Here is a 17,440-nt window from a genome sequence, read left to right on the forward strand (position 1 = left end):
TGATGCACTCTCCCGAGAGTCTGAGGCGCGCTAATTTACTGATCAAGCGGATTCAGGCTGACATCGTGATGTCGAATCTGACAATGTGACACGCACCTCGTAGTGCGAAAGCGAGACTAGCGTCGCCGGTTTAGGCGGCGCCACCCCCCTCAATCACAGAGATGGGATCGACAAGCATGCCGCATTTCTTTCTACGCCAATCCGATGACGGTGCGATAGAACAAGTGCTCAAAGACGGCAAGCCGCATCACGAGGCGGTGCAGCTTGAGCAGCTTTACACTATCGTGAAGATTTATTTCAGGCTTGCAACGCGCAATCTCGAACAGATGGCTCAACTGGACCGATGCGAAGAACGTCGCGGCTGCGGTTTGCAATCATTTTTGATGAGCCTCACCGGCCTCGAAGCCTTCACCAATACATTCTTTCATCTTCGTTCGCAGGAAGTTGAAAGCGAAGAGATGTTAAGCCGCATCAAACAAAGTCACGGCTCTCTTTCTCAGAAAATCAAAGACCTAATGTTGCTATCACCCGACGGACCTGTTCAAGATCAGGATACGCTAATCGAACAAATATTTTCTCTTTCTCAGCTTCGCAACGAAATCGTCCATCCGCGATGGACGCCCTCGTCCGTAACTTTGCAGAGAATGGCTATCAATGGTCTCGTGGAAAACCGACAGGCCATATTCGAAAGCGTTCAATTTTGTAGAGAGACGCTATATTGGTGTCTCTTGGTGGTCGCCAGGATCGCGCAAGCGCGGGGATCCGAGGACATTAGGGGCTTCATGTTTCATTGGACGGCCAACTACGACCTGACGTTGCCCGCCATTCTCCAAGAACTCGGTCTCCCCGCCGACTGACATGTCCAGCATTGCAGCTTGTTTCACCGGCCAATCCCTCGTGTTTTCTCTAGTGTCCATTGCACGCCGGCGCCCTTTTTCCTGACGACAATTCCGGCGCCGCGATAACGCTCCATCTCCGGCCGCCAGGGAACGAGCGTGAACTCCCTCGCCCGGGCGATCAGCGCGAAGCGCCCCTGACCGAGATCGACCGGCTTTTCATAGACGCCCTCGAACGGGATATCCGCCGTCATCGCGCGATAGGTTTTGCCAATACGGCGCGCTTCCACGGCGGCAGCGTTCTCCAGCTCCCCGGCCGCAAGTTTTTTTCTCACCTCGGGAGCCATCCCGCCGCCGTTCTCTGACCACAGGCCTTCCCGTTTCAAAAACACGACGCGGGCGCGACGCGCGGCGGCGATCTCGGCGCCATATTCCCTCTCGTCTACGTCATCGAGCCAGACCGGCGCGCGGGCCTCGATCTGAGCGTCGAGATCGACCCAGGATTTGACGTCTACATGCGCGCCGCCGCTGCGGGCCGCTTCGTGGCGCGCTATACGGCGCAGATAATCTTCGCCGATGCACCATGTCCCGTCCGCCTCTCGCACGACAAGTCCAGCGCGGCGGAGCGCTTCCAGCCGCCGCTTGTGCGCTTCGATGAATGCCTTGCTGGCGGAGGGATCATCCGCTTCGTGCAACGCTTCTGAGTAAGTCCCGTGATTGAGTTGCGCGATGCGCGCGATGGTGCAATCCGACACAAGCGGTCTCGCCTCGCGGTTTCGCAATTCGACGATGGCGCCTTGCGGGGGCAGCGCGCCGGGCGGCAACGCTCCCGCGGAAACGCGCCAGAATTTCTCGTCGCCGGCGTCGATAATGAGGAAGCGCGTGTCGCGCATTTCATCATCGGGCGCGCTGGCGGCGATGCGGCCGATCACTTTGGTTGGCGCGCCCTCACCGTAGATGGCGATCTCCCCCGCCGCGATCTCCTTGCCGGCCGCCGCTGCGATGGAACGTATAATATCGCGTTCGATAGCCCGTTCGCGCAGGATTTCTTCCCAGCCATTTGCGAGGCGCCATTTCACTGCGTTTTCCTTCACCGCTAACCCTAGGCTTTCGAGGAACTTCAATCGCCGCAGGCGCAGGCCCCGCTCGAACTGTCCTCCCGCGCCGGAGGCAGGCGCGATGTCGAGCGCTCCGCCGCGTGATAACGCCGCAAGCTCCCGGTCGATGCCCGTAAAGCGCTCCGCTTCAACCTCGCGCGCTCTTGCTCTCGCGATTTCCAGATCGCGGCGGGGTCCGAGCCGCTCCATAGCGATCTCCTGCGCTCTCGCTCTGAGCCCTCGTGTCAGATATTCGCGGGCGATGACGAGATCGCGGCCATTTGAGTCCCTGCCGCGGATGACGACATGCGCATGGGGATGGCCGGTATTCCAGTGATCGACGGCGACCCAATCGAGCTTCGTTCCAAGATCCTTCTCGGCCTCACGCATCACCTCACGCGTATAAGCTTTGAGATCGCCTAATTGCTCGCCGTCCTCGGGCGACAGGATGATGCGGAATTGATGCGGGTCATGTTCCGACCGCGCTAGGAAGTCCTTATCGTCGAGTTTTTCGCTGTCACGGCTATAAAGTTCGCCGCCATCACCGTTGCGATCGACACCGTCGCGCTGGATGTATTTGACATGAGCGCGGAAAGCGGCGCGGCCGATGCCCTTCCCCGCCCTCGCGAGATGCGTTTTGACGATGACGCGGCGCATCCGGAATTTCGCGAAGGGGGAGCCCCGCATCCCGGCCATTCGCGCGGCGGCGCTCCCGCGCCCGAGGCGCTCGCCGGAAAAGCTAGTCTTTCGTTTCGGTTTGGCGAGCCGCTTGGCGGCGCGTTTGATGCGGGCGCCGTAGCGCTTCGCCGCCGAACCGCCACGGTCGCCCGGACGGCCGAGCCGGGGCCTGAACTCGTCGCTCATCTAAAACCTTGCGGGAAATAATGACGCCACGGAAAACCTCCCCGAAACAACGGCTTCGTCAGGTCGCAGCGCCATAATGTTTTCAGTATGGCGCCGAATTCCGGATGTGCAGACAATCGCTTAGGCGCCCCTTGGCGCCGGTGCTTTCATCTTGCCCTCCGGGGGCGCTTATCCTTCCCTTTGCAACGCTATCCGTCTCTTTGGAACGCGCTCTATGCGGAGCTTCATTCACTGCGAAAGATGAGCCGCGCGCTTCCCAATAAATCCGATCTCCTCTCCGCGCCGAAATAGCGCCCATCGAGGGAGCGCGGATGATTATTGAGCAGGAAAACCTCGCCATTTCGAAGCGTAAAACAGCCTTCCCATCGCGGAAGTTTCGTGCCGTCCCTGTCCTTATCGAGCGCAATCGCGGCGAGGGATTCATTGATGAAAACTTCGTTGTCGTTGCGGCAGATTTCGTCGCCTTCAGAAGCGGAGACGCGCTTGATGATAGGCCAGTCAGGCCCGAGATAGCCGTTCCCGGCGATCCATTGTGCGCTCGCCGCATCCCCTGAAAGGATCGCCCAATCACCGGTTACCGGGTGGTCGCGGGTGATGAAATAAAGACCCTTTGGCGCGCTTTCTGTGCGGTTCCAGATTAAAAAAGCGCCGGGCGGAAATGCTGAAACCGCCGCAATCCCGGCAGTGGCGGCGATGCCGATTGCAAAGACAATCCCCTTCACCGCACCCTCGTCGCGGTGTCCTCGAACTGCCGGCTTTCGGACCAGGCATCGAGGTCGCGCTCCAAATATTTGACCCGTCCGCCATGTTTGCGATAGCGCGGTCCGCCGCCGACCCAGCGATAGTGATCGAGGGTCGAGCGTTTGAGCCCGAGATAGTCCGCTGCTTCGGCGACGCTCAAAAATTTGCAGCGTGATTGTTCGTCTTCTTCGGCCTTGCCGTCATCCTGCGTCATCATCGCTCTCCTTGTTTCAGCGCTTATCGATGCTGAAATTCTTGCAGGGAAAGCGGTGATCGCGGCAGGGACGATCTGAATTGTCCGGGAACGTCCCTTTCTACAGCAGGCGCCTGTAACCGTTTCGCATCAATTCAAGGCCTTTCTCGACGAGGCGTTTGGCGCGCTTCTTGTAGCTTTCATCGCCGTCGTCCCAGCCCCCGCATACTTGCTCCGCCCCGAAAATCGCTTCGGCGATGCGTCTTCGCGGGACGCCTGCAAGCTCGCCGTCGAGCGCGATCAGCGCATCACGCAACTTTTCAGGAGCGGCCCCGCGCGGCGGATTCCAACGCGCGGGCAAGCCTTCGCAAATCCGCCCGAATTCCTCCAGAAGGCGCAAATTCTCCGCCGCCAGATGACTTGCGTCCAGCCGCAAGGAAAAGCACGCCGACTGCAGGACCGGCGCGCCATCTGCGTCCAGCGCGAGTTGCGCGGCATAGTAGGGCGCGCGGATGACAAGCTTGTCGCGCCGGCCAGGAGAGATCAGGAAAAACTTTTCTCCCGGGAGTTCGGCCCAGCTGAGGCCCCGCCCGCGATTTGAACCGGCGGTCGCAGGCTCCGCCACTGCATCAAAGCTTGCTTGCATCACGTCCGGTAGCCAGAAAAACGCCGTCTCGAATGCGGAAAGCGCCGGGTCCGGAATAAAGTGCAGCCCGAAGCTCTCCGCTATATGGCAGCGCTGATTCAACCGGCAAATGATCGACCCGTCCGCTCGTTTGACGACAGCCGGACGAACGGCGCTCGTGCGGCGGCGCGCGGCTTTAAGGGCCGGATCGCGGCGCTTGAACTCCCAGGCCCACCCCGGTCCCGGCAGCGGTAGAAGGCGATCATACGCCTCGAAATTGACGCGCCAGGCCCCCCGCATGGCTTGCATCTCCCACCCTTTACGACAGACGAGACGTCGGCGGTTCGCGATGTCGGCGATCCGCAGATATCGCCCCTAAACGATCAAGAAGGGTTTCAATATTCGGGCCAATCGGGAGCCCGAAAACGAAGAAAACCGCCCGGATCGTTCGATCCGGGCGATCTCGTCAGCGGCCGAATTAACTCTTGTCAGTCTCTGGCGTTCCAAAGGATGACATGGCGGCCCTCGGCGTCTTTCACCGGCGCGAGGTTCGCGTAGATTTTGCGGCCGAAAGCGGGGTCCGCGAGGGTGAGCGAGACATAGTCGCGCCCCGAAGACTTCGCGGTCCTGATCCAGCCGCCGCCGATATCGGCGCCCCGGCGTCCGGCGTAGACCCGGTAGTCGGGCTGCGCGTCGGTTTCCTTTTCCGCATTCTTCACGATGCGGATCGGCGCCGAGAGGTTCATCATCGCGAGCGTGCCTTCAAAGCCCGCTTCGGTTTCGTTCACATATCCAAGTGCGTTGGCCATCTTTTCATCTCCATTTGGTTTCGTCTCCGGAGCCCCATGCCCCGAAGACGCCTGACCGTCAGGACGGCGGAAGGCGCGGGCGAACTCTTTTGAGGCGAAGCGAAGCGGAGCACCGGCGGCGCCGGAAATTTTGATCCGCGAGGAGCGCGCAAGAAAAGCGCCGCGCAGCGGCCCGGTGTAGTGGCGCGCGGGGAAAATTTTCGGCGCCGCCGGTTTCGCCCGCGACAGCCGTCGTCCAGGTCACGAGGCGAATACGGGGCAAGGGGCTCCGGAGCGCGGGACATGCGGACGGGGATGAAAAGACGGCGAATGCGCGGAGTATTCGTGAATGTGCGAAAACAGCGTGAAGCGTGTGCGCCAAATGAAGGTCTGCGCGTGGTCTCATCCATGTGAAAGCGCATGGAAACGAAAACCGCCCGGCAGTCGGTCTACCGGGCGGTCCTCGCGCCGACGGACCGGAGGCGAAACGTCCGGCGGCGCTGGTTCGGATCAGGCGGCTTGTTTGGCTGGCGCGGGTTTTTCGCTCGCCTCGAACAGCCTTGCGATCCGGCCCCATTGATCGGCGGGCGGCGAGGCTGCGCCGTCCACAAGGCGGCGGGGCGGCGTCGCCATCCACGCGGGAAGCCACGAACTGCGCGCGTCCTCGCCGCTGAGTTTCATCCGGTCCCTGATCACGGCTTTTTGCGCTTTCGCGGTATCGGTGAGCACGGATTTCGCGGCGGTTGCGCCAGCGATGTCGGCGACCATGGCGTTGATGGCGCGCTTGTCGCGCAAGAGCTCGAAGAACGCTTCGTCCGGCGCCCACCACGCCCCGAGCTTCGCATCCGTCACATGGAGCGCCGCTTCGACGGTCGCGGAACCCGCTTCCAGCGTTTCGGCCATGACTATGGCGGCGACTTCCATGACTTGCTCGTCGGTCATCTTTAGGAGCGCTGCGAAGACTTCGCAGAGACGCCAGTCGTCTCCATTCTGATCGACGCCCTCAAACCTGACGCCATGTTCCGAGAAGAGGTCCGCAACGGCGACTCGGGCTTCCTCTAAGCCCGACGCCGCTGCGCCCGCTTCAACGCTTTCACGGGTCGATTCCCGCGTGCGCGGTTCATGGCAGCGCACTTGCCAAAGCGCCGACCCGACGATGGCGTGGGCGATCAATAAGCGCTGCGCGACTGCCGGTTTGGCGACAAGTTCGGCGCGCGCCGTTGCATGGCGATGAAGCGCGACGTAGTCCGCCATGGGTCCGGACATTTCCGGGCGGGCGGTTTTAGGCTCATCGGATTTCGCGTCGCTCGCTTTCGCCTTTCTGGCTTTGCGCGCCTCAGCGCCGGTCACATAGCCCTCGTGAAACGTCACGGCCCCGTCATGCCGAATTTCGACGAAGACGCGCCCGCCCTTGGTGCGGGGACGTTTTTCGTAATCCCATAAATGGAAGAACGCGCCGCGCTCCAAGAGCGTCACGTCGCCCCAGCCCTTTTCGCGGTAGGCGTCCATGCGCTCGGCGACGGCGCGGGACTGCGCTTCCCAAAACCCGTCCGCAGAAGCGAAGACGCCGAAATCGCCGAATAGATCGTTCGCAATTTCTCCTTCATAGGAAGCAATGTTGAACAGCGCCTTGTCGGTGGTGATCGCGGCGCCGCCCGCGATCCATGCACGGCACTGGCGGCCCATGGGCGCATGTTCATTCTCGTCTTTGTAGAGCCGCAGCCATTCTTCTTGTTGCGCCTTTGTCGCGAGGGTCAAGGCGCGGATGGTCGATGCGTCGATTTTCTCCGCCGCATAAAGTTTGCGGATACCCTCGCTCAAATTCGCCAGCGCGAGGATGCGCTTCACGTCACGTACATCGACGCCGAAATAATCGGCGATCTCAGGAACAGACCGCCCCTTCTTGGCGAGCCGCGCGAAGGCTTCATATTGCTGCATTTCGGTTGGCGGCTCGACGCCGACATTTTCGATGATCGAAGCCTCGACAGCGGCGGCGTCATCTTCCGGCTGCATGATGACGCATGGCGCTTCTTGGCGCTTTCCCGTCTCTTTCTCTTTTCGGCGCAGCGCAAACAGGCGCCGCCGCCCGGCGACGACGCCCCATTTGCCATCTTCGCAGCGGACGAGCATCGGTTTTAAAACGCCCGATTTCAGGACGGAGGGGTAGATGTCGTCAATATTGGGCGGCTTTCGTCCGTGGCGCATGTTGAGTTTCGAGACGTGCATTTCGTCGATAGGAAGATATTTGAGCGCGTTTTTGTGCATGGGTCGGCCTCCTTCGGTTTGCTTCGAGTTAAAGTGACGAGTGACGGTCGGGGGCGGCGGTTGGCGTCAGCCGCCCGCCGCCTGTTGTTCACGTCCGGCGCAAAGGCGCGCGAGTGCGGCGCGGGCCGCGTCAAGGGCTTCTGGCAAAAGCTCGTTAGCGACTTCGGTGAGATATGAATTATCGGTGCCCGGATAATTTGCCTCGACGCCCCAGAGGCTCGCAGCGTTCTCGTCGAGCGTTACGCCCTCGCGCGCGACAGAAAGGACAATCCCGCAATAGAACCATTCGCCGTTGCACCATGCGGCCATGACGGCTTCTGCTTTCTTGCGCGCATCGGCGAGGCGTTGGCGCCAGTTGGGGCCGGGACCGATGAAGCCCGGATCGCCGATATATTCAGAGGGCCAGAACCCGTCCTGACGCTCGTCGGGCGTATCGGGGCAGTCGTCGCGGACAATGCGGGCGACGATCTCGAGCCCGCTGATTTCGCAAGCGATGGCGTCGCCCTCGCAAACGAAGCTGTCGAATTTTTCGGCGAAGGTCATGGCGCTTACCGCGCCCAGAATATGTGGACTTCTTCAAAGCCCGTTTCGATGGTGAAGACGTCGCCATTGAGCGCGATGTCGCGGCCCATTGCTTCATAGTCGATATAGTTTGCAAGATCGGCCGGGATTTTCGATCCCGATTGCTCGGTCAATTCATAGGCGAAATCTTCAAGGCTTTTATATTCGCCTGCATAGTCTTCCATGGAGGCGCGCGCTTCGCCGATGTCGCCGCAGAAATGCGCGACAAGCTTTCCGGCGAGTTCGCCATGCTCCCCGATAAACGCGGCCAAGTCGCAAACCTGATCGAAGCCTGCGTATTCGGAAATCTCTGCGCCTTCGAATCCCTCGTAGTCGTGTATCGCCCATTCCTCGGCGCCCGGCTCGGGGCTCTCGCTGAGCATCGCCGCAACCCGCTCCCGGATCTCCTCCGGATCGGTCACGTCGATCCAGCGCCCGTGCAGGATTCCGGCATTGTAGCTTGCAAGACACGCCACATAGATGCGCGGCCCGTCACTCTCCGCCAGCGCCGCCGCGCCCGCGTCTTGCTCCTGCGTCTGTTGCTTTTCGCACATAGCTCGCCTCCTTTGCTCTCCGCCCCGCACGAATTTCCCCGGCAGGCGGGGTGGGCGGCGGAAAGAAGGGTCGGCCCGAGGGTCAGAGGCGGGCGCGCAAGGGGCTCCAGGTAGGAGGCTTTGAGACATATTGACGAAAACGAACCCGGCCCCTTGCGCGGCCGGCGCCCTCGGGCAGACACGCCGTCCGCCCACCCCGACTGCCTGGGGAAATGAATCAAAAAGCCGGCGCGCTTCGGCGCGCCGTCCTTATCCGGACCGAAGGTCCGACCTGCGGTAGGGATCGTCACCGGCACGGCGAAGACGACGAATTCAGCTTTTGAATTTGTCGGCTTCGGGCCGCCAATCACCCACGATTGGCGCGCCTAGAGCCCGGCGCCGCCAGGCGGCCGCCGTAACACTTAAGATGCGCCAAGAGATCCGATGCTCCGGGCGTTCAGTTCACATATTTTCCGAAGATCGGCTCGGTCAGATAGGTAAGGAGCGCGAGCGCGAGTGTTCCCCATACAATAATAATTAGCTCATCGGCGCCAAACGACACGATTCCAAAGCCGACCAGCAAGACGCCGGCGCCGCCAGCGATAAAAATCGGTCCGGAATAATAACAATGGCGTCTTCGACATCGTTTTGCGTTTAATACACACGCAAGACCCATCCAGAAAAACGAACCGCTCATTATCATGAGGATAATTGGCAGGGGAACGACGCCGCTCATGAAGTTGGTTGAAAACAAAATCGCAAGCGGCAGACCCCATGACCAGAAGAAAGGCAACGGCTTGGCGGCGTGATCGTTTCCCGTTGCGTCAACCACAACACGCCTTCCCAGCCTGTATGGGCGGACACTTCACATCGCCATAGGAGCAATAAACGCAGCAATCGCCCGGCTTCGGTTTCAGGACGGCGCCGCAGCCTTTGCAATCGTAAAACCACTGACACGCATCAGTCGGCATTTCGTCGGTAGACTGATATCCGCATTCTGGACAAATGATGGTGGATTTTGTGATGACGTCGCTCATTGATTCACCCAGCGAAGCAATTGGGGTTCATAGAACGGCATAATGTAGGCGGCGACGATGAGCGCCGCCGCAAGGATGAGCGTGATCGCAACGCGCTTGCCTGGCCGCCGCCCTTTCCAGAACGCCGCGACAATCGCCACAGCGAGCAGAACGACGGCCGCGCCCATAAAATAATGTTGAAACCGTGCAAAGAACGCGAGCTTGCCGACAAGAGCCGCGCTGACGCCAAGATTGATCAGGATGAGCGGCAATATGCAACACGACGCGCCGATGAACGCTCCGAGGCCTGATAGGGCCCCGCCGCCGGCGCTCCATCCGCCTTTTCTGCGCGCTTTTGTTTTGTTCGGGTCTTCACCTGTCATGCCGTACATCGTAAATTCTGTAGTCGCTACAGGATCAAGAGAGATGGACCAATTCAATCTGACAATCGGGAAACTGAGCGATCAAACCGGCGTGAAGATCGAGACCATCCGCTATTACGAAAAAATAGGATTGATGCCGGCGCCGCCGCGGACTGAAAGCGGTCGCAGACTTTATGACGGCGTCCTCGCCGACCGGCTTTGCTTCATCCGGCGCGGACGCGAGCTCGGATTTTCGCTCGATGATATCCGTGCGCTCCTGGGGCTGGAGGACCGAAAACCCACTTGCGCAGAAGTCTTCGAAATCACCTCCACGCATGTGGAGATGATCCGGACGAAGATATCGGATCTGAAAAAGCTCGAACGCACCCTTTCGACGGTCGCCAAAGGCTGCAGCCGTAACAGGACGCCCGATTGCGCGATCATCAAGACGCTGTTCTCCTGAGAGGCTTGAGAAAAGGTGTCTTGGGCTGTCATGGGCAGCGGCTTGTCCCACGCTTTTTCTGCGGTCCCGCAGCGCTTTAGCAGGGCCCGATTCTCTGCCGGAAGTAGTGAATTTGGCGCTTTAATAATTCATGAAATTAATGGTAATTAACCCCCATCATGCGACTTTCATAAACTCCACCCTTGCAACGACTTTGAAAGTCTCCTATTTTATTGGCTATGGCCCAACAACGCCAGGAACGATTAAAGCCCCTGCTCGACGACCTGCCGCCCGGCTATGTCGCCGACGCCGCCTGGCTGACCGCGCGCGGCATCGACCGCAAATCGATCCTGCAATATGAGCAACGCGGCTGGCTCGAAAAGCTCGCCCGCGGCGTCTACCGCAGGCCTGACACGCACCGCGATGTCAGCGCCGGCGACTGGCGCCGCCTCGTTCTCTCCCTGCAGCGGATCATGGAATACGAGGTCCATGTGGGCGGACGGACCGCCCTGTCGCTACACGGCTTTGACCACTATCTGAGCCTCGGCGCCGAGACGCCGCTGGTCTATCTCTATGGCGATGTTCCGTCATGGCTTGCGCGGCTGCCGGGTGCGGACCGGTTCGAAACGAGAACCCTGAGCCTCTTCGGCGGATCCAAAACCGGCGTCGACGGCATAGGCGACGAAGAGCAAACATCCCCGCCGCCACGACAACTGAACGATCTCGTCGTCTCAACGCCTGAACGGGCGATCCTCGAAATGCTGAACGAACTGCCGGCGAATGAAAGCTTTCACAATGTCGATGCGATATTCGAAAGCCTCGTCAATCTGCGCCCGCGCCTTCTCGAAGCCCTGCTCAAAGAGTGCCGCAGCGTGAAAGCAAAACGCCTGTTCTTCGTCTTCGCCGACAGCCAAGACCACGCCTGGCGACAATATCTAAACCCGGACGACTTCGATCTCGGCTCCGGCCCCCGTGCGCTCGTTGACGGCGGACGGCTGCATCCGCGCTACGACATCACCGTGCCGCCAGAGCTGATAGACGGTAAGGAAAGGGACGAGTCTGACGATGGCCCGTGAAACCTATCTCGCGCAGGTGCGGCTCTTGATGCGCCTCCTGCCCGTCGTCTCGACCGAATCCGCCTTCGCCCTCAAGGGCGGCACGGCGATCAATCTATTCTATCGCAACATGCCGCGCCTCTCCGTCGATATCGATCTCGCCTATCTGCCCATTGAAGATCGTGCGACGTCGTTGAGCGCCATCGACGCTGCGTTCGACCGGATCATGGCGCAAATCAACAAACTGCCAGGCGTCAACGCCCAGCGCATCGCCGGCGGCGGCGGCGGCGACACCCGCGTCCTTGTAACCGCTGACGGCGTGACCGTTAAAATCGAAACCTCGCCGGTGATGCGCGGCGCCATCGGCAAACCGCGACTGATGCGCACCACCGACGCTGTCGAGGACGCCTTCGGATTTGTTGCAACAAATGTTCTGGCGTTCGATGATCTTTACGCGGGAAAACTGCACGCGGCGCTCGATCGCCAGCACCCGCGGGATTTGTTTGACGTCAAGCTTCTTTATAAAAACGAAGGCCTCACGGACGATCTCTTCCGCGTTTTTCTCGTCTATGCCGCCTGCTCCAGCCGCCCCATGCATGAACTGCTCGCCCCTAATGAAAGGGAGATTGCTGAGGACTTCGCGCGCGAGTTCGCCGGCATGACGGCTGAACCGGTCAATATCGACGCTCTTCTTTCCGCGCGAAAACGGCTAATCGGCGACATCCAGGCGCGGCTTAATGGAAACGCCGCCGATTTCCTGCGAACGCTGCAGGCGGGCGAGCCGGATTTCACGCTTATTGATCTGCCGCAGGCTGCCGAATTGCCGGCGATTAAATGGAAAATTCTGAACCTGAAAAAATTGATGGCGGATAACCCAGACAAGCATAACGCGCAGACGGAAGCGCTTGCGACGTTAATCGGTGAAAATCGTTGACCATGAACTTGCGCGCGATTCAGGAAGAACAGACATTTTGCCCTGTTTTACGATCACAACAACTCGGAAGCACGCCAATTGCAAACGCTTAAAAGTTTTGTGCGCGGTTTACGCACAACGCACTGTTAGAGTAGCAACGTATTCAACAAAACATTGGTTGTTGTTTATGCACTATCTCGTCATAAAAACGATCGTTTCCGCCATCCTGATCGTGATAATCTCAGAAATCGCCAAGCGCAGCCCGGCCTTGGGTGCGCTCATTGCGTCCCTGCCTCTGGTTTCGGTTCTCGGCATGATCTGGCTGTGGCGGGATACACAGGACTCGGCGCGGCTCGCCGATCACACGCAGGCGACGTTCTGGTACGTTTTGCCGAGTCTGCCGATGTTTCTGCTTATCCCCTTCATGCTGCGATCCGGCGCGCCGTTCTGGCTTGCGTTGGGTACAGGCGTTGCGCTCAATGCCGTTCTCTATATCGCTATGACTGCGATCCTCGCGCGGTTCGGACTTTCACTCTGACAGTATGCTAAAGCACCTTCTTCATTTCAGCATATTCGCCGCGCGTGCGCAGGGTGATCGTTAGGGGCGCGCCGGAGCGATTGCGCCAGAACCAGCCATGGCTGCCGTCAAAGGCGGCGGTTAGCATTCCTTCCTGACTCACGAGCGATCCTTTTTCGTAGTTGTGGTAGTTGAGCCCGGGCCGGTCGCCATGGGTGTCGAAATTCAACTTTGCGCCGTCCGTGAACCATTCGAACTCCGCTGTTTCCCCCTCTTGCATGACCAGCTTGTATTCGGCGGCGGCGTCTGCATCGAGTGTGAATGTGACCTCATCTCGCCAGACTGGCGTGACAGGATCGGCGGGTGCTTGCGCAGTCATTTCAGCGGACGCCGGTTCGCTGTTTGTCTCGGCGGAAACTGGCGTCGGTGAAACAGCCTCAGTTGGAACTGCTGAAACGGTGGTTTCCGCTTCGATTTCGTCCGCCGCCGCTTCCTCGGCAAGCTGCATCTTGATGCGCCCCATTTCGGTAAGGCCAAGAACGGAGCCGACGCGCGTCGGATCGACTCCATATTCTGCCGGAAGAACAACAGTCACGAGAATGACGAGCGCCATTGCTAAAGCGATGGCGGTGGACTTCAGCAATCGCGCGGTGGACGGCAATTCAGACGGTTCGGGTTTGTTTGCATTGTGCATCTAAAGTCTCCGATCAAACGAGAAAGAATCCGGCAAGCTGATAGCCGGTTAGAATGAAACCGAGGGTCATGAGAACGACGTTCGCCGTATAGGCGTGCCGCCAGAAGCTTTGCGTCCGCCGCCAGTATCCCATTACGATGAGAATGGCGCCGAGTGCCAGCAACTGACCAAGCTCAACACCAATGTTGAAAGAAATCAGATTTAGAATGAGCCCGTCAGGCGCAAGCTGGAAATCCTGAAGCTTCGTAGCGAGGCCGAAGCCGTGAAACAGGCCGAAAATCAGCGTCGCCGCTTTGGTGTTTGGCTGAAAGCCGAACCAGCGCTGATAGGCGCCGAGATTGTCGAGCGCTTTATAGACAACGGAAAGCCCGATAATTGCGTCAATCAAATACGGGCTCACGGATATATTCGCGAGCACCCCAAACAACAATGTCAGCGAGTGGCCGACCGCGAACATCGTCACATAGATGCCGATGTCTTTCAGCTTGTAGAGAAAGAAGATAACGCCGAACAGAAACAACAGGTGATCGTAGCCGGTCACCATGTGCTTCGCGCCAAGATAAACAAAGGGCGCGAATAGAAACCCGGTTGTTTCCTGTATATAACCCTTATCGCCATCAGCAACGCCATGTGCGAAAGCTGCCGACAAGACCGATGTCAAAGCGAAGCAAATCGCAAGCGCCGTCAGGAATCCAAACGGTCGCGTTTGCAATATGCGAAGCAGACCTTTCAAGATCGTCATTCGTTTCTCCGTGTATGAAATTATTCAGCGGGCGCAGTTTGCATGTTCGGTGAGCCTCGCGCGGCGCGATGCCCGCTATGCGCCACCCGGTAAAGCGCCGGGAGCACAAACAGCGTCAGCACAGTTGATGAGATAATCCCGCCGATGACGACTGTCGCAAGCGGGCGTTGCACTTCCGCGCCCGCGCCGACATTCAACGCCATCGGAATGAAGCCGAGACTTGCAACAAGAGCGGTCATCAAGACCGGTCGCAAGCGCGTCAGCGCGCCTTCTCTGATAGCTTCGCCAACGGGACGGCCCTCCGCCGCCAGCGCCCGGATGAACGTCATCATCACAACGCCGTTCAAAACAGCGACGCCAGAAAGCGCGATGAAGCCGACGCCTGCAGAAATCGAGAGTGGCATGTCGCGCAATATGAGCGCGAAAACGCCGCCGGTAAGCGCCAGCGGCACGCCGGAAAAGACAATCGCGGCGTCTTTCACTGAGCGGAACAGCGCAAACAGAATAAGGAATATCAGTAGCAGCGTAGCAGGCACCACAAGCGCCAGACGCTGAGCGCCTGATATAAGCTGTTCGAATGTGCCGCCATAGCTGACCCAATAGCCTGCGGGCATTTCGATTTCCGAGTCGATCCGTTCGCGCAAATCGGCGATGAAAGAGCCGAGATCGCGCCCGCGCACATTTGCGGTGATGACCGCGCGTCGCTTGCCGTTCTCCCGACTGATCTGGTTGGGGCCAACGATCAGCGAAACGCTCGCTACTTCCTGCAACGGCACAAAGCCGCGCACGCCGTCTTCGGCGTCGGGCAAGGGAATGCGCAAACGTCCGATAGCGTCCACATCTTCGCGCAAGACTTCCGGCAGGCGTACGACCACATCGAAGCGCCGGTCACCCTCAAAGATTTGTCCGGCTTCTGCGCCGCCGAGCGACGCCCGCAAGACATTTTGAAGATCAGCGACGTCCAATCCGAAACGCGCCAGCGCCGCCCGATCCGGATCGATCTGCAAGACTGGCAGCCCCGTAATCTGTTCCGACTGTGGGTCGCGGGCTCCCGGCGTCGCAGAAATGACGCTTTCGACCTGCCCGCCGATCTCAAGGAGCTGATCAAGGTCGTCGCCATAGACTTTCACGGCGACATCGGCGCGAACGCCAGAAATCAACTCATTAAAGCGCATCTGAATCGGTTGGGTGAACTCGTAACGATTGCCTGGAAACTCATCCACAGCAGCATTCATCTCAGCAACCAACTGAGTGCGCGGCTTCCTCGAATTCGGCCAATCCTTGCGCGGATGCAGGAGAATGAAGGTGTCTGCAACGCTCGGCGGCACGGGGTCAGTCGCAATTTCGGGCGTGCCGATTTTCGAAACAACGCGCTCGACTTCGGGAAACTCCCGCAAGCGCGCTTCAAGCGCCGTTTGCATTGAAATTGCCTGGCTGAGGCTCGTGCCGGGAATTCTCAGCGCGTGCATGGCGATGTCGCCTTCTTCCAAGTTCGGAATAAATTCCGAGCCCATCCGCGAAGCGGCGAGCCCCGTGACGCCGATAAGGGCGACCGCAAGCGCAATCACGGCGAAACGAAAACGCAACGCGAAATCGAGCGCAGGGGCATAGAACCCGCGCGCGCCACGCATGACGGCGCTTTCCTTCTCCGAAACCTTGCCGGTGACGAACAGCGCGACCGCCGCCGGAACGAAAGTGAGCGATAGCACAAGCGCCGCCGTCAGCGCCGTGACGACTGTGAAAGCCATCGGATGGAACATTTTGCCTTCGATGCCCTGCAGCGCGAAGATTGGCACATAGACGAGCGTGATGATGAGAACGCCGAAAATTGACGGCTTGATAACTTCGACTGTCGCCTCCTCCGCTACTCTGAACCGTTCCTCGCGGGATAGCAGACGGCCAAGTTTGTGCTGTTCGAGGCTAAACCGGCGCAGGCAGTTTTCGACAATGATGACCGCGCCATCGACGATAAGGCCGAAATCAAGCGCCCCGAGGCTCATGAGATTGCCCGATACACTATTCTCAACCATGCCGGTGATGGTCAGGAGCATAGAAAGCGGAATGACCGCCGCCGTGATCAGCGCCGCACGGATATTTCCGAGCAGCAAGAATAAAACGACGATCACGAGCATAGCGCCAATGAGCAGGTTTTCTTCAACCGTCGCAATCGTGCGGTCTACGAGTTCCGTGCGGTCATAAATCGGCTTTGCTATGACGCCTGCAGGCAAAGCTTTAGCGGCTTCCCCAAGTTTCGCCGCAGCGGCTTGCGCGACGATGCGGCTATTCTCGCCGATCAGCATGAAAACCGTGCCGAGGACGATTTCCTTGCCGTTTTCCGTGGCGGCGCCCGTGCGCAATTCCTCGCCCATTAATACATCTGCGACATCGGAAATCCGGACAGGCACGCCGTTGCGGTTGGCGACGATGATGGATTTCAGGTCTTCAATGCCTTCGGCCTGTCCGGTGGAGCGGACAAGAAGTTGTTCGCCGTATCGCTCGACATAGCCGGCGCCGACATTAGCGTTGTTCGCCTCAAGAGCGTCGATGACATTGCTCATGGTGAGGTGCGCCGCTGCCAGCCGGTCCGGCCATGGCGTCACATGGTACTGGCGGACATAACCGCCGACGGTGTTAACTTCGGTGACGCCCGGCGTGTTGCGAAGTTGCGGACGGATGACCCAATCTTGCAGCGTGCGCAAATCTTCCGGCGTCCATTCCGTGCCGTCCGGTTTTCGCGCTCCCGGTTCGGCTTCGATGACATACATGAAGATTTCGCCGAGGCCGGTTGCAATCGGTCCCATTTCCGGCTCAACGCCTTCGGGAAGCTGGCTTCGAACGGATTGAAGCCGTTCATTTAGAAGTTGGCGCGCAAAATATATGTCGGTGCCATCTTCAAATACAGCTGTCACCTGACTGAGCCCATAACGGGAGACCGAGCGCGTATAGTCGAGCCCCGGCATGCCCGCGATGGCGGTTTCCACCGGGAAGGTGATGCGCTGTTCCGCTTCCAGCGGCGAAAAACCGGGGGCTTCGGAATTGATCTGCACCTGAACATTGGTGATGTCCGGGGTCGCGTCGATCAACAGGCGGTTGAAGTTCCAGACGCCAAGACCGGCCAGCGCCAGCACAAGGGCCAGCACGATCCAGCGATTGCGGATTGATAGTCGGATGATGTTATCGAGCATGACGCAGGTTC

Annotated in this window: 19 protein-coding genes; 5 read left to right on the forward strand and 14 right to left on the reverse strand. The window is 59.3% G+C overall.

Annotated elements, in window-relative coordinates:
* The first annotated feature begins 224 nt into the window (after positions 1–224).
* Positions 225–857 (forward strand): hypothetical protein, encoded by a 633-nt coding sequence (locus ACQK2Q_RS12135; RefSeq protein ID WP_425410003.1) that lies wholly within the window; start codon positions 225–227, stop codon positions 855–857.
* Between the two features lie 23 nt (positions 858–880).
* Here the strand turns inward: ACQK2Q_RS12135 and ACQK2Q_RS12140 are convergent, their stop codons facing one another.
* The 11 genes from ACQK2Q_RS12140 to ACQK2Q_RS12190 all read right to left on the reverse strand — a co-directional run bounded on the left by ACQK2Q_RS12140 (position 881) and on the right by ACQK2Q_RS12190 (position 9,911).
* Positions 881–2,797, reverse strand: a complete 1,917-nt coding sequence (locus ACQK2Q_RS12140) for a DUF3363 domain-containing protein (RefSeq protein ID WP_425410004.1) — start codon at positions 2,795–2,797, stop codon at positions 881–883.
* Between the two features lie 224 nt (positions 2,798–3,021).
* Positions 3,022–3,519 carry a S26 family signal peptidase gene (locus ACQK2Q_RS12145; RefSeq protein WP_425410005.1) on the reverse strand — a complete coding sequence of 166 codons (498 nt, stop codon included), beginning with the start codon at positions 3,517–3,519 and terminating at the stop codon, positions 3,022–3,024.
* On the reverse strand, positions 3,516–3,755 hold the full coding sequence (locus ACQK2Q_RS12150) for a helix-turn-helix transcriptional regulator (RefSeq protein WP_425410006.1): 240 nt from the start codon (positions 3,753–3,755) through the stop codon (positions 3,516–3,518). The genes ACQK2Q_RS12145 and ACQK2Q_RS12150 overlap by 4 nt, the downstream gene beginning before the upstream one ends.
* 97 nt (positions 3,756–3,852) lie before the next feature.
* Positions 3,853–4,665, reverse strand: coding sequence for a DUF2285 domain-containing protein (locus ACQK2Q_RS12155; RefSeq protein ID WP_425410007.1), 813 nt, complete (start codon positions 4,663–4,665; stop codon positions 3,853–3,855).
* A 179-nt stretch (positions 4,666–4,844) separates the two neighbouring features.
* The gene (locus tag ACQK2Q_RS12160; protein WP_425410008.1) at positions 4,845–5,165 is read right to left on the reverse strand and encodes a DUF736 domain-containing protein; all 321 of its coding nucleotides are present in this window, start codon (positions 5,163–5,165) and stop codon (positions 4,845–4,847) included.
* A 489-nt stretch (positions 5,166–5,654) separates the two neighbouring features.
* Positions 5,655–7,409, reverse strand: a complete 1,755-nt coding sequence (locus ACQK2Q_RS12165) for a ParB/RepB/Spo0J family partition protein (protein WP_425410009.1) — start codon at positions 7,407–7,409, stop codon at positions 5,655–5,657.
* Between the two features lie 66 nt (positions 7,410–7,475).
* Positions 7,476–7,952, reverse strand: a complete 477-nt coding sequence (locus ACQK2Q_RS12170; protein WP_425410010.1) for a hypothetical protein — start codon at positions 7,950–7,952, stop codon at positions 7,476–7,478.
* 5 nt (positions 7,953–7,957) lie between these two features.
* On the reverse strand, positions 7,958–8,524 hold the full coding sequence (locus tag ACQK2Q_RS12175; protein WP_425410011.1) for an antirestriction protein ArdA: 567 nt from the start codon (positions 8,522–8,524) through the stop codon (positions 7,958–7,960).
* Between the two features lie 436 nt (positions 8,525–8,960).
* Positions 8,961–9,335, reverse strand: coding sequence for a hypothetical protein (locus tag ACQK2Q_RS12180; protein WP_425410012.1), 375 nt, complete (start codon positions 9,333–9,335; stop codon positions 8,961–8,963).
* Positions 9,328–9,540: a GDCCVxC domain-containing (seleno)protein gene (locus tag ACQK2Q_RS12185; protein ID WP_425410013.1), complete on the reverse strand. Its 213-nt coding sequence runs from the start codon at positions 9,538–9,540 to the stop codon at positions 9,328–9,330. Before ACQK2Q_RS12185 ends, ACQK2Q_RS12180 begins: the two co-directional genes overlap by 8 nt.
* Positions 9,537–9,911 (reverse strand): mercuric transporter MerT family protein, encoded by a 375-nt coding sequence (locus ACQK2Q_RS12190; RefSeq protein ID WP_425410014.1) that lies wholly within the window; start codon positions 9,909–9,911, stop codon positions 9,537–9,539. The genes ACQK2Q_RS12185 and ACQK2Q_RS12190 overlap by 4 nt, the downstream gene beginning before the upstream one ends.
* Before the next feature lie 34 nt (positions 9,912–9,945).
* Here ACQK2Q_RS12190 and ACQK2Q_RS12195 point away from each other — a divergent pair, with 34 nt between their 5' ends.
* The 4 genes from ACQK2Q_RS12195 (at position 9,946) to ACQK2Q_RS12210 (ending at position 12,829) form a co-directional block, all read left to right on the forward strand.
* The gene (locus ACQK2Q_RS12195; RefSeq protein WP_425410015.1) at positions 9,946–10,344 is read left to right on the forward strand and encodes a MerR family transcriptional regulator; all 399 of its coding nucleotides are present in this window, start codon (positions 9,946–9,948) and stop codon (positions 10,342–10,344) included.
* Between the two features lie 218 nt (positions 10,345–10,562).
* Positions 10,563–11,399 carry a type IV toxin-antitoxin system AbiEi family antitoxin domain-containing protein gene (locus ACQK2Q_RS12200; protein WP_425410016.1) on the forward strand — a complete coding sequence of 279 codons (837 nt, stop codon included), beginning with the start codon at positions 10,563–10,565 and terminating at the stop codon, positions 11,397–11,399.
* Positions 11,389–12,312 carry a nucleotidyl transferase AbiEii/AbiGii toxin family protein gene (locus ACQK2Q_RS12205; RefSeq protein WP_425410017.1) on the forward strand — a complete coding sequence of 308 codons (924 nt, stop codon included), beginning with the start codon at positions 11,389–11,391 and terminating at the stop codon, positions 12,310–12,312. The genes ACQK2Q_RS12200 and ACQK2Q_RS12205 overlap by 11 nt, the downstream gene beginning before the upstream one ends.
* A 166-nt stretch (positions 12,313–12,478) precedes the next feature.
* On the forward strand, positions 12,479–12,829 hold the full coding sequence (locus tag ACQK2Q_RS12210; RefSeq protein ID WP_425410018.1) for a DUF3147 family protein: 351 nt from the start codon (positions 12,479–12,481) through the stop codon (positions 12,827–12,829).
* A gap of 7 nt (positions 12,830–12,836) precedes the next feature.
* Here the strand turns inward: ACQK2Q_RS12210 and ACQK2Q_RS12215 are convergent, their stop codons facing one another.
* The 3 genes from ACQK2Q_RS12215 to ACQK2Q_RS12225 are packed head-to-tail and all read right to left on the reverse strand — an operon-like array spanning position 12,837 to position 17,429.
* Positions 12,837–13,502, reverse strand: a complete 666-nt coding sequence (locus tag ACQK2Q_RS12215; protein ID WP_425410019.1) for a transmembrane anchor protein — start codon at positions 13,500–13,502, stop codon at positions 12,837–12,839.
* A gap of 13 nt (positions 13,503–13,515) precedes the next feature.
* Positions 13,516–14,244, reverse strand: a complete 729-nt coding sequence (locus ACQK2Q_RS12220) for a HupE/UreJ family protein (protein WP_425410020.1) — start codon at positions 14,242–14,244, stop codon at positions 13,516–13,518.
* Positions 14,245–14,264: 20 nt separating this feature from the next.
* Positions 14,265–17,429: an efflux RND transporter permease subunit gene (locus tag ACQK2Q_RS12225; protein ID WP_425410021.1), complete on the reverse strand. Its 3,165-nt coding sequence runs from the start codon at positions 17,427–17,429 to the stop codon at positions 14,265–14,267.
* Positions 17,430–17,440 lie beyond the last annotated feature (11 nt).

It is taken from the genome of Hyphococcus sp. (assembly GCF_965228385.1).
Taxonomy (GTDB): Bacteria; Pseudomonadota; Alphaproteobacteria; order Caulobacterales; family Parvularculaceae; genus Hyphococcus.

Coding starts and splice junctions, on each gene's coding strand:
- ACQK2Q_RS12155 (WP_425410007.1), bottom strand. CDS start 4,665: ATGCAAGCCATGCGGGGGGCCTGGCGCGTCAATTTCGAGGCGTATGAT.
- ACQK2Q_RS12220 (WP_425410020.1), bottom strand. CDS start 14,244: ATGACGATCTTGAAAGGTCTGCTTCGCATATTGCAAACGCGACCGTTT.
- ACQK2Q_RS12170 (WP_425410010.1), bottom strand. CDS start 7,952: ATGACCTTCGCCGAAAAATTCGACAGCTTCGTTTGCGAGGGCGACGCC.
- ACQK2Q_RS12225 (WP_425410021.1), bottom strand. CDS start 17,429: ATGCTCGATAACATCATCCGACTATCAATCCGCAATCGCTGGATCGTG.
- ACQK2Q_RS12185 (WP_425410013.1), bottom strand. CDS start 9,540: ATGAGCGACGTCATCACAAAATCCACCATCATTTGTCCAGAATGCGGA.
- ACQK2Q_RS12205 (WP_425410017.1), top strand. CDS start 11,389: ATGGCCCGTGAAACCTATCTCGCGCAGGTGCGGCTCTTGATGCGCCTC.
- ACQK2Q_RS12150 (WP_425410006.1), bottom strand. CDS start 3,755: ATGATGACGCAGGATGACGGCAAGGCCGAAGAAGACGAACAATCACGC.
- ACQK2Q_RS12165 (WP_425410009.1), bottom strand. CDS start 7,409: ATGCACAAAAACGCGCTCAAATATCTTCCTATCGACGAAATGCACGTC.
- ACQK2Q_RS12160 (WP_425410008.1), bottom strand. CDS start 5,165: ATGGCCAACGCACTTGGATATGTGAACGAAACCGAAGCGGGCTTTGAA.
- ACQK2Q_RS12175 (WP_425410011.1), bottom strand. CDS start 8,524: ATGTGCGAAAAGCAACAGACGCAGGAGCAAGACGCGGGCGCGGCGGCG.
- ACQK2Q_RS12190 (WP_425410014.1), bottom strand. CDS start 9,911: ATGTACGGCATGACAGGTGAAGACCCGAACAAAACAAAAGCGCGCAGA.
- ACQK2Q_RS12200 (WP_425410016.1), top strand. CDS start 10,563: ATGGCCCAACAACGCCAGGAACGATTAAAGCCCCTGCTCGACGACCTG.
- ACQK2Q_RS12215 (WP_425410019.1), bottom strand. CDS start 13,502: ATGCACAATGCAAACAAACCCGAACCGTCTGAATTGCCGTCCACCGCG.
- ACQK2Q_RS12140 (WP_425410004.1), bottom strand. CDS start 2,797: ATGAGCGACGAGTTCAGGCCCCGGCTCGGCCGTCCGGGCGACCGTGGC.
- ACQK2Q_RS12195 (WP_425410015.1), top strand. CDS start 9,946: ATGGACCAATTCAATCTGACAATCGGGAAACTGAGCGATCAAACCGGC.
- ACQK2Q_RS12210 (WP_425410018.1), top strand. CDS start 12,479: ATGCACTATCTCGTCATAAAAACGATCGTTTCCGCCATCCTGATCGTG.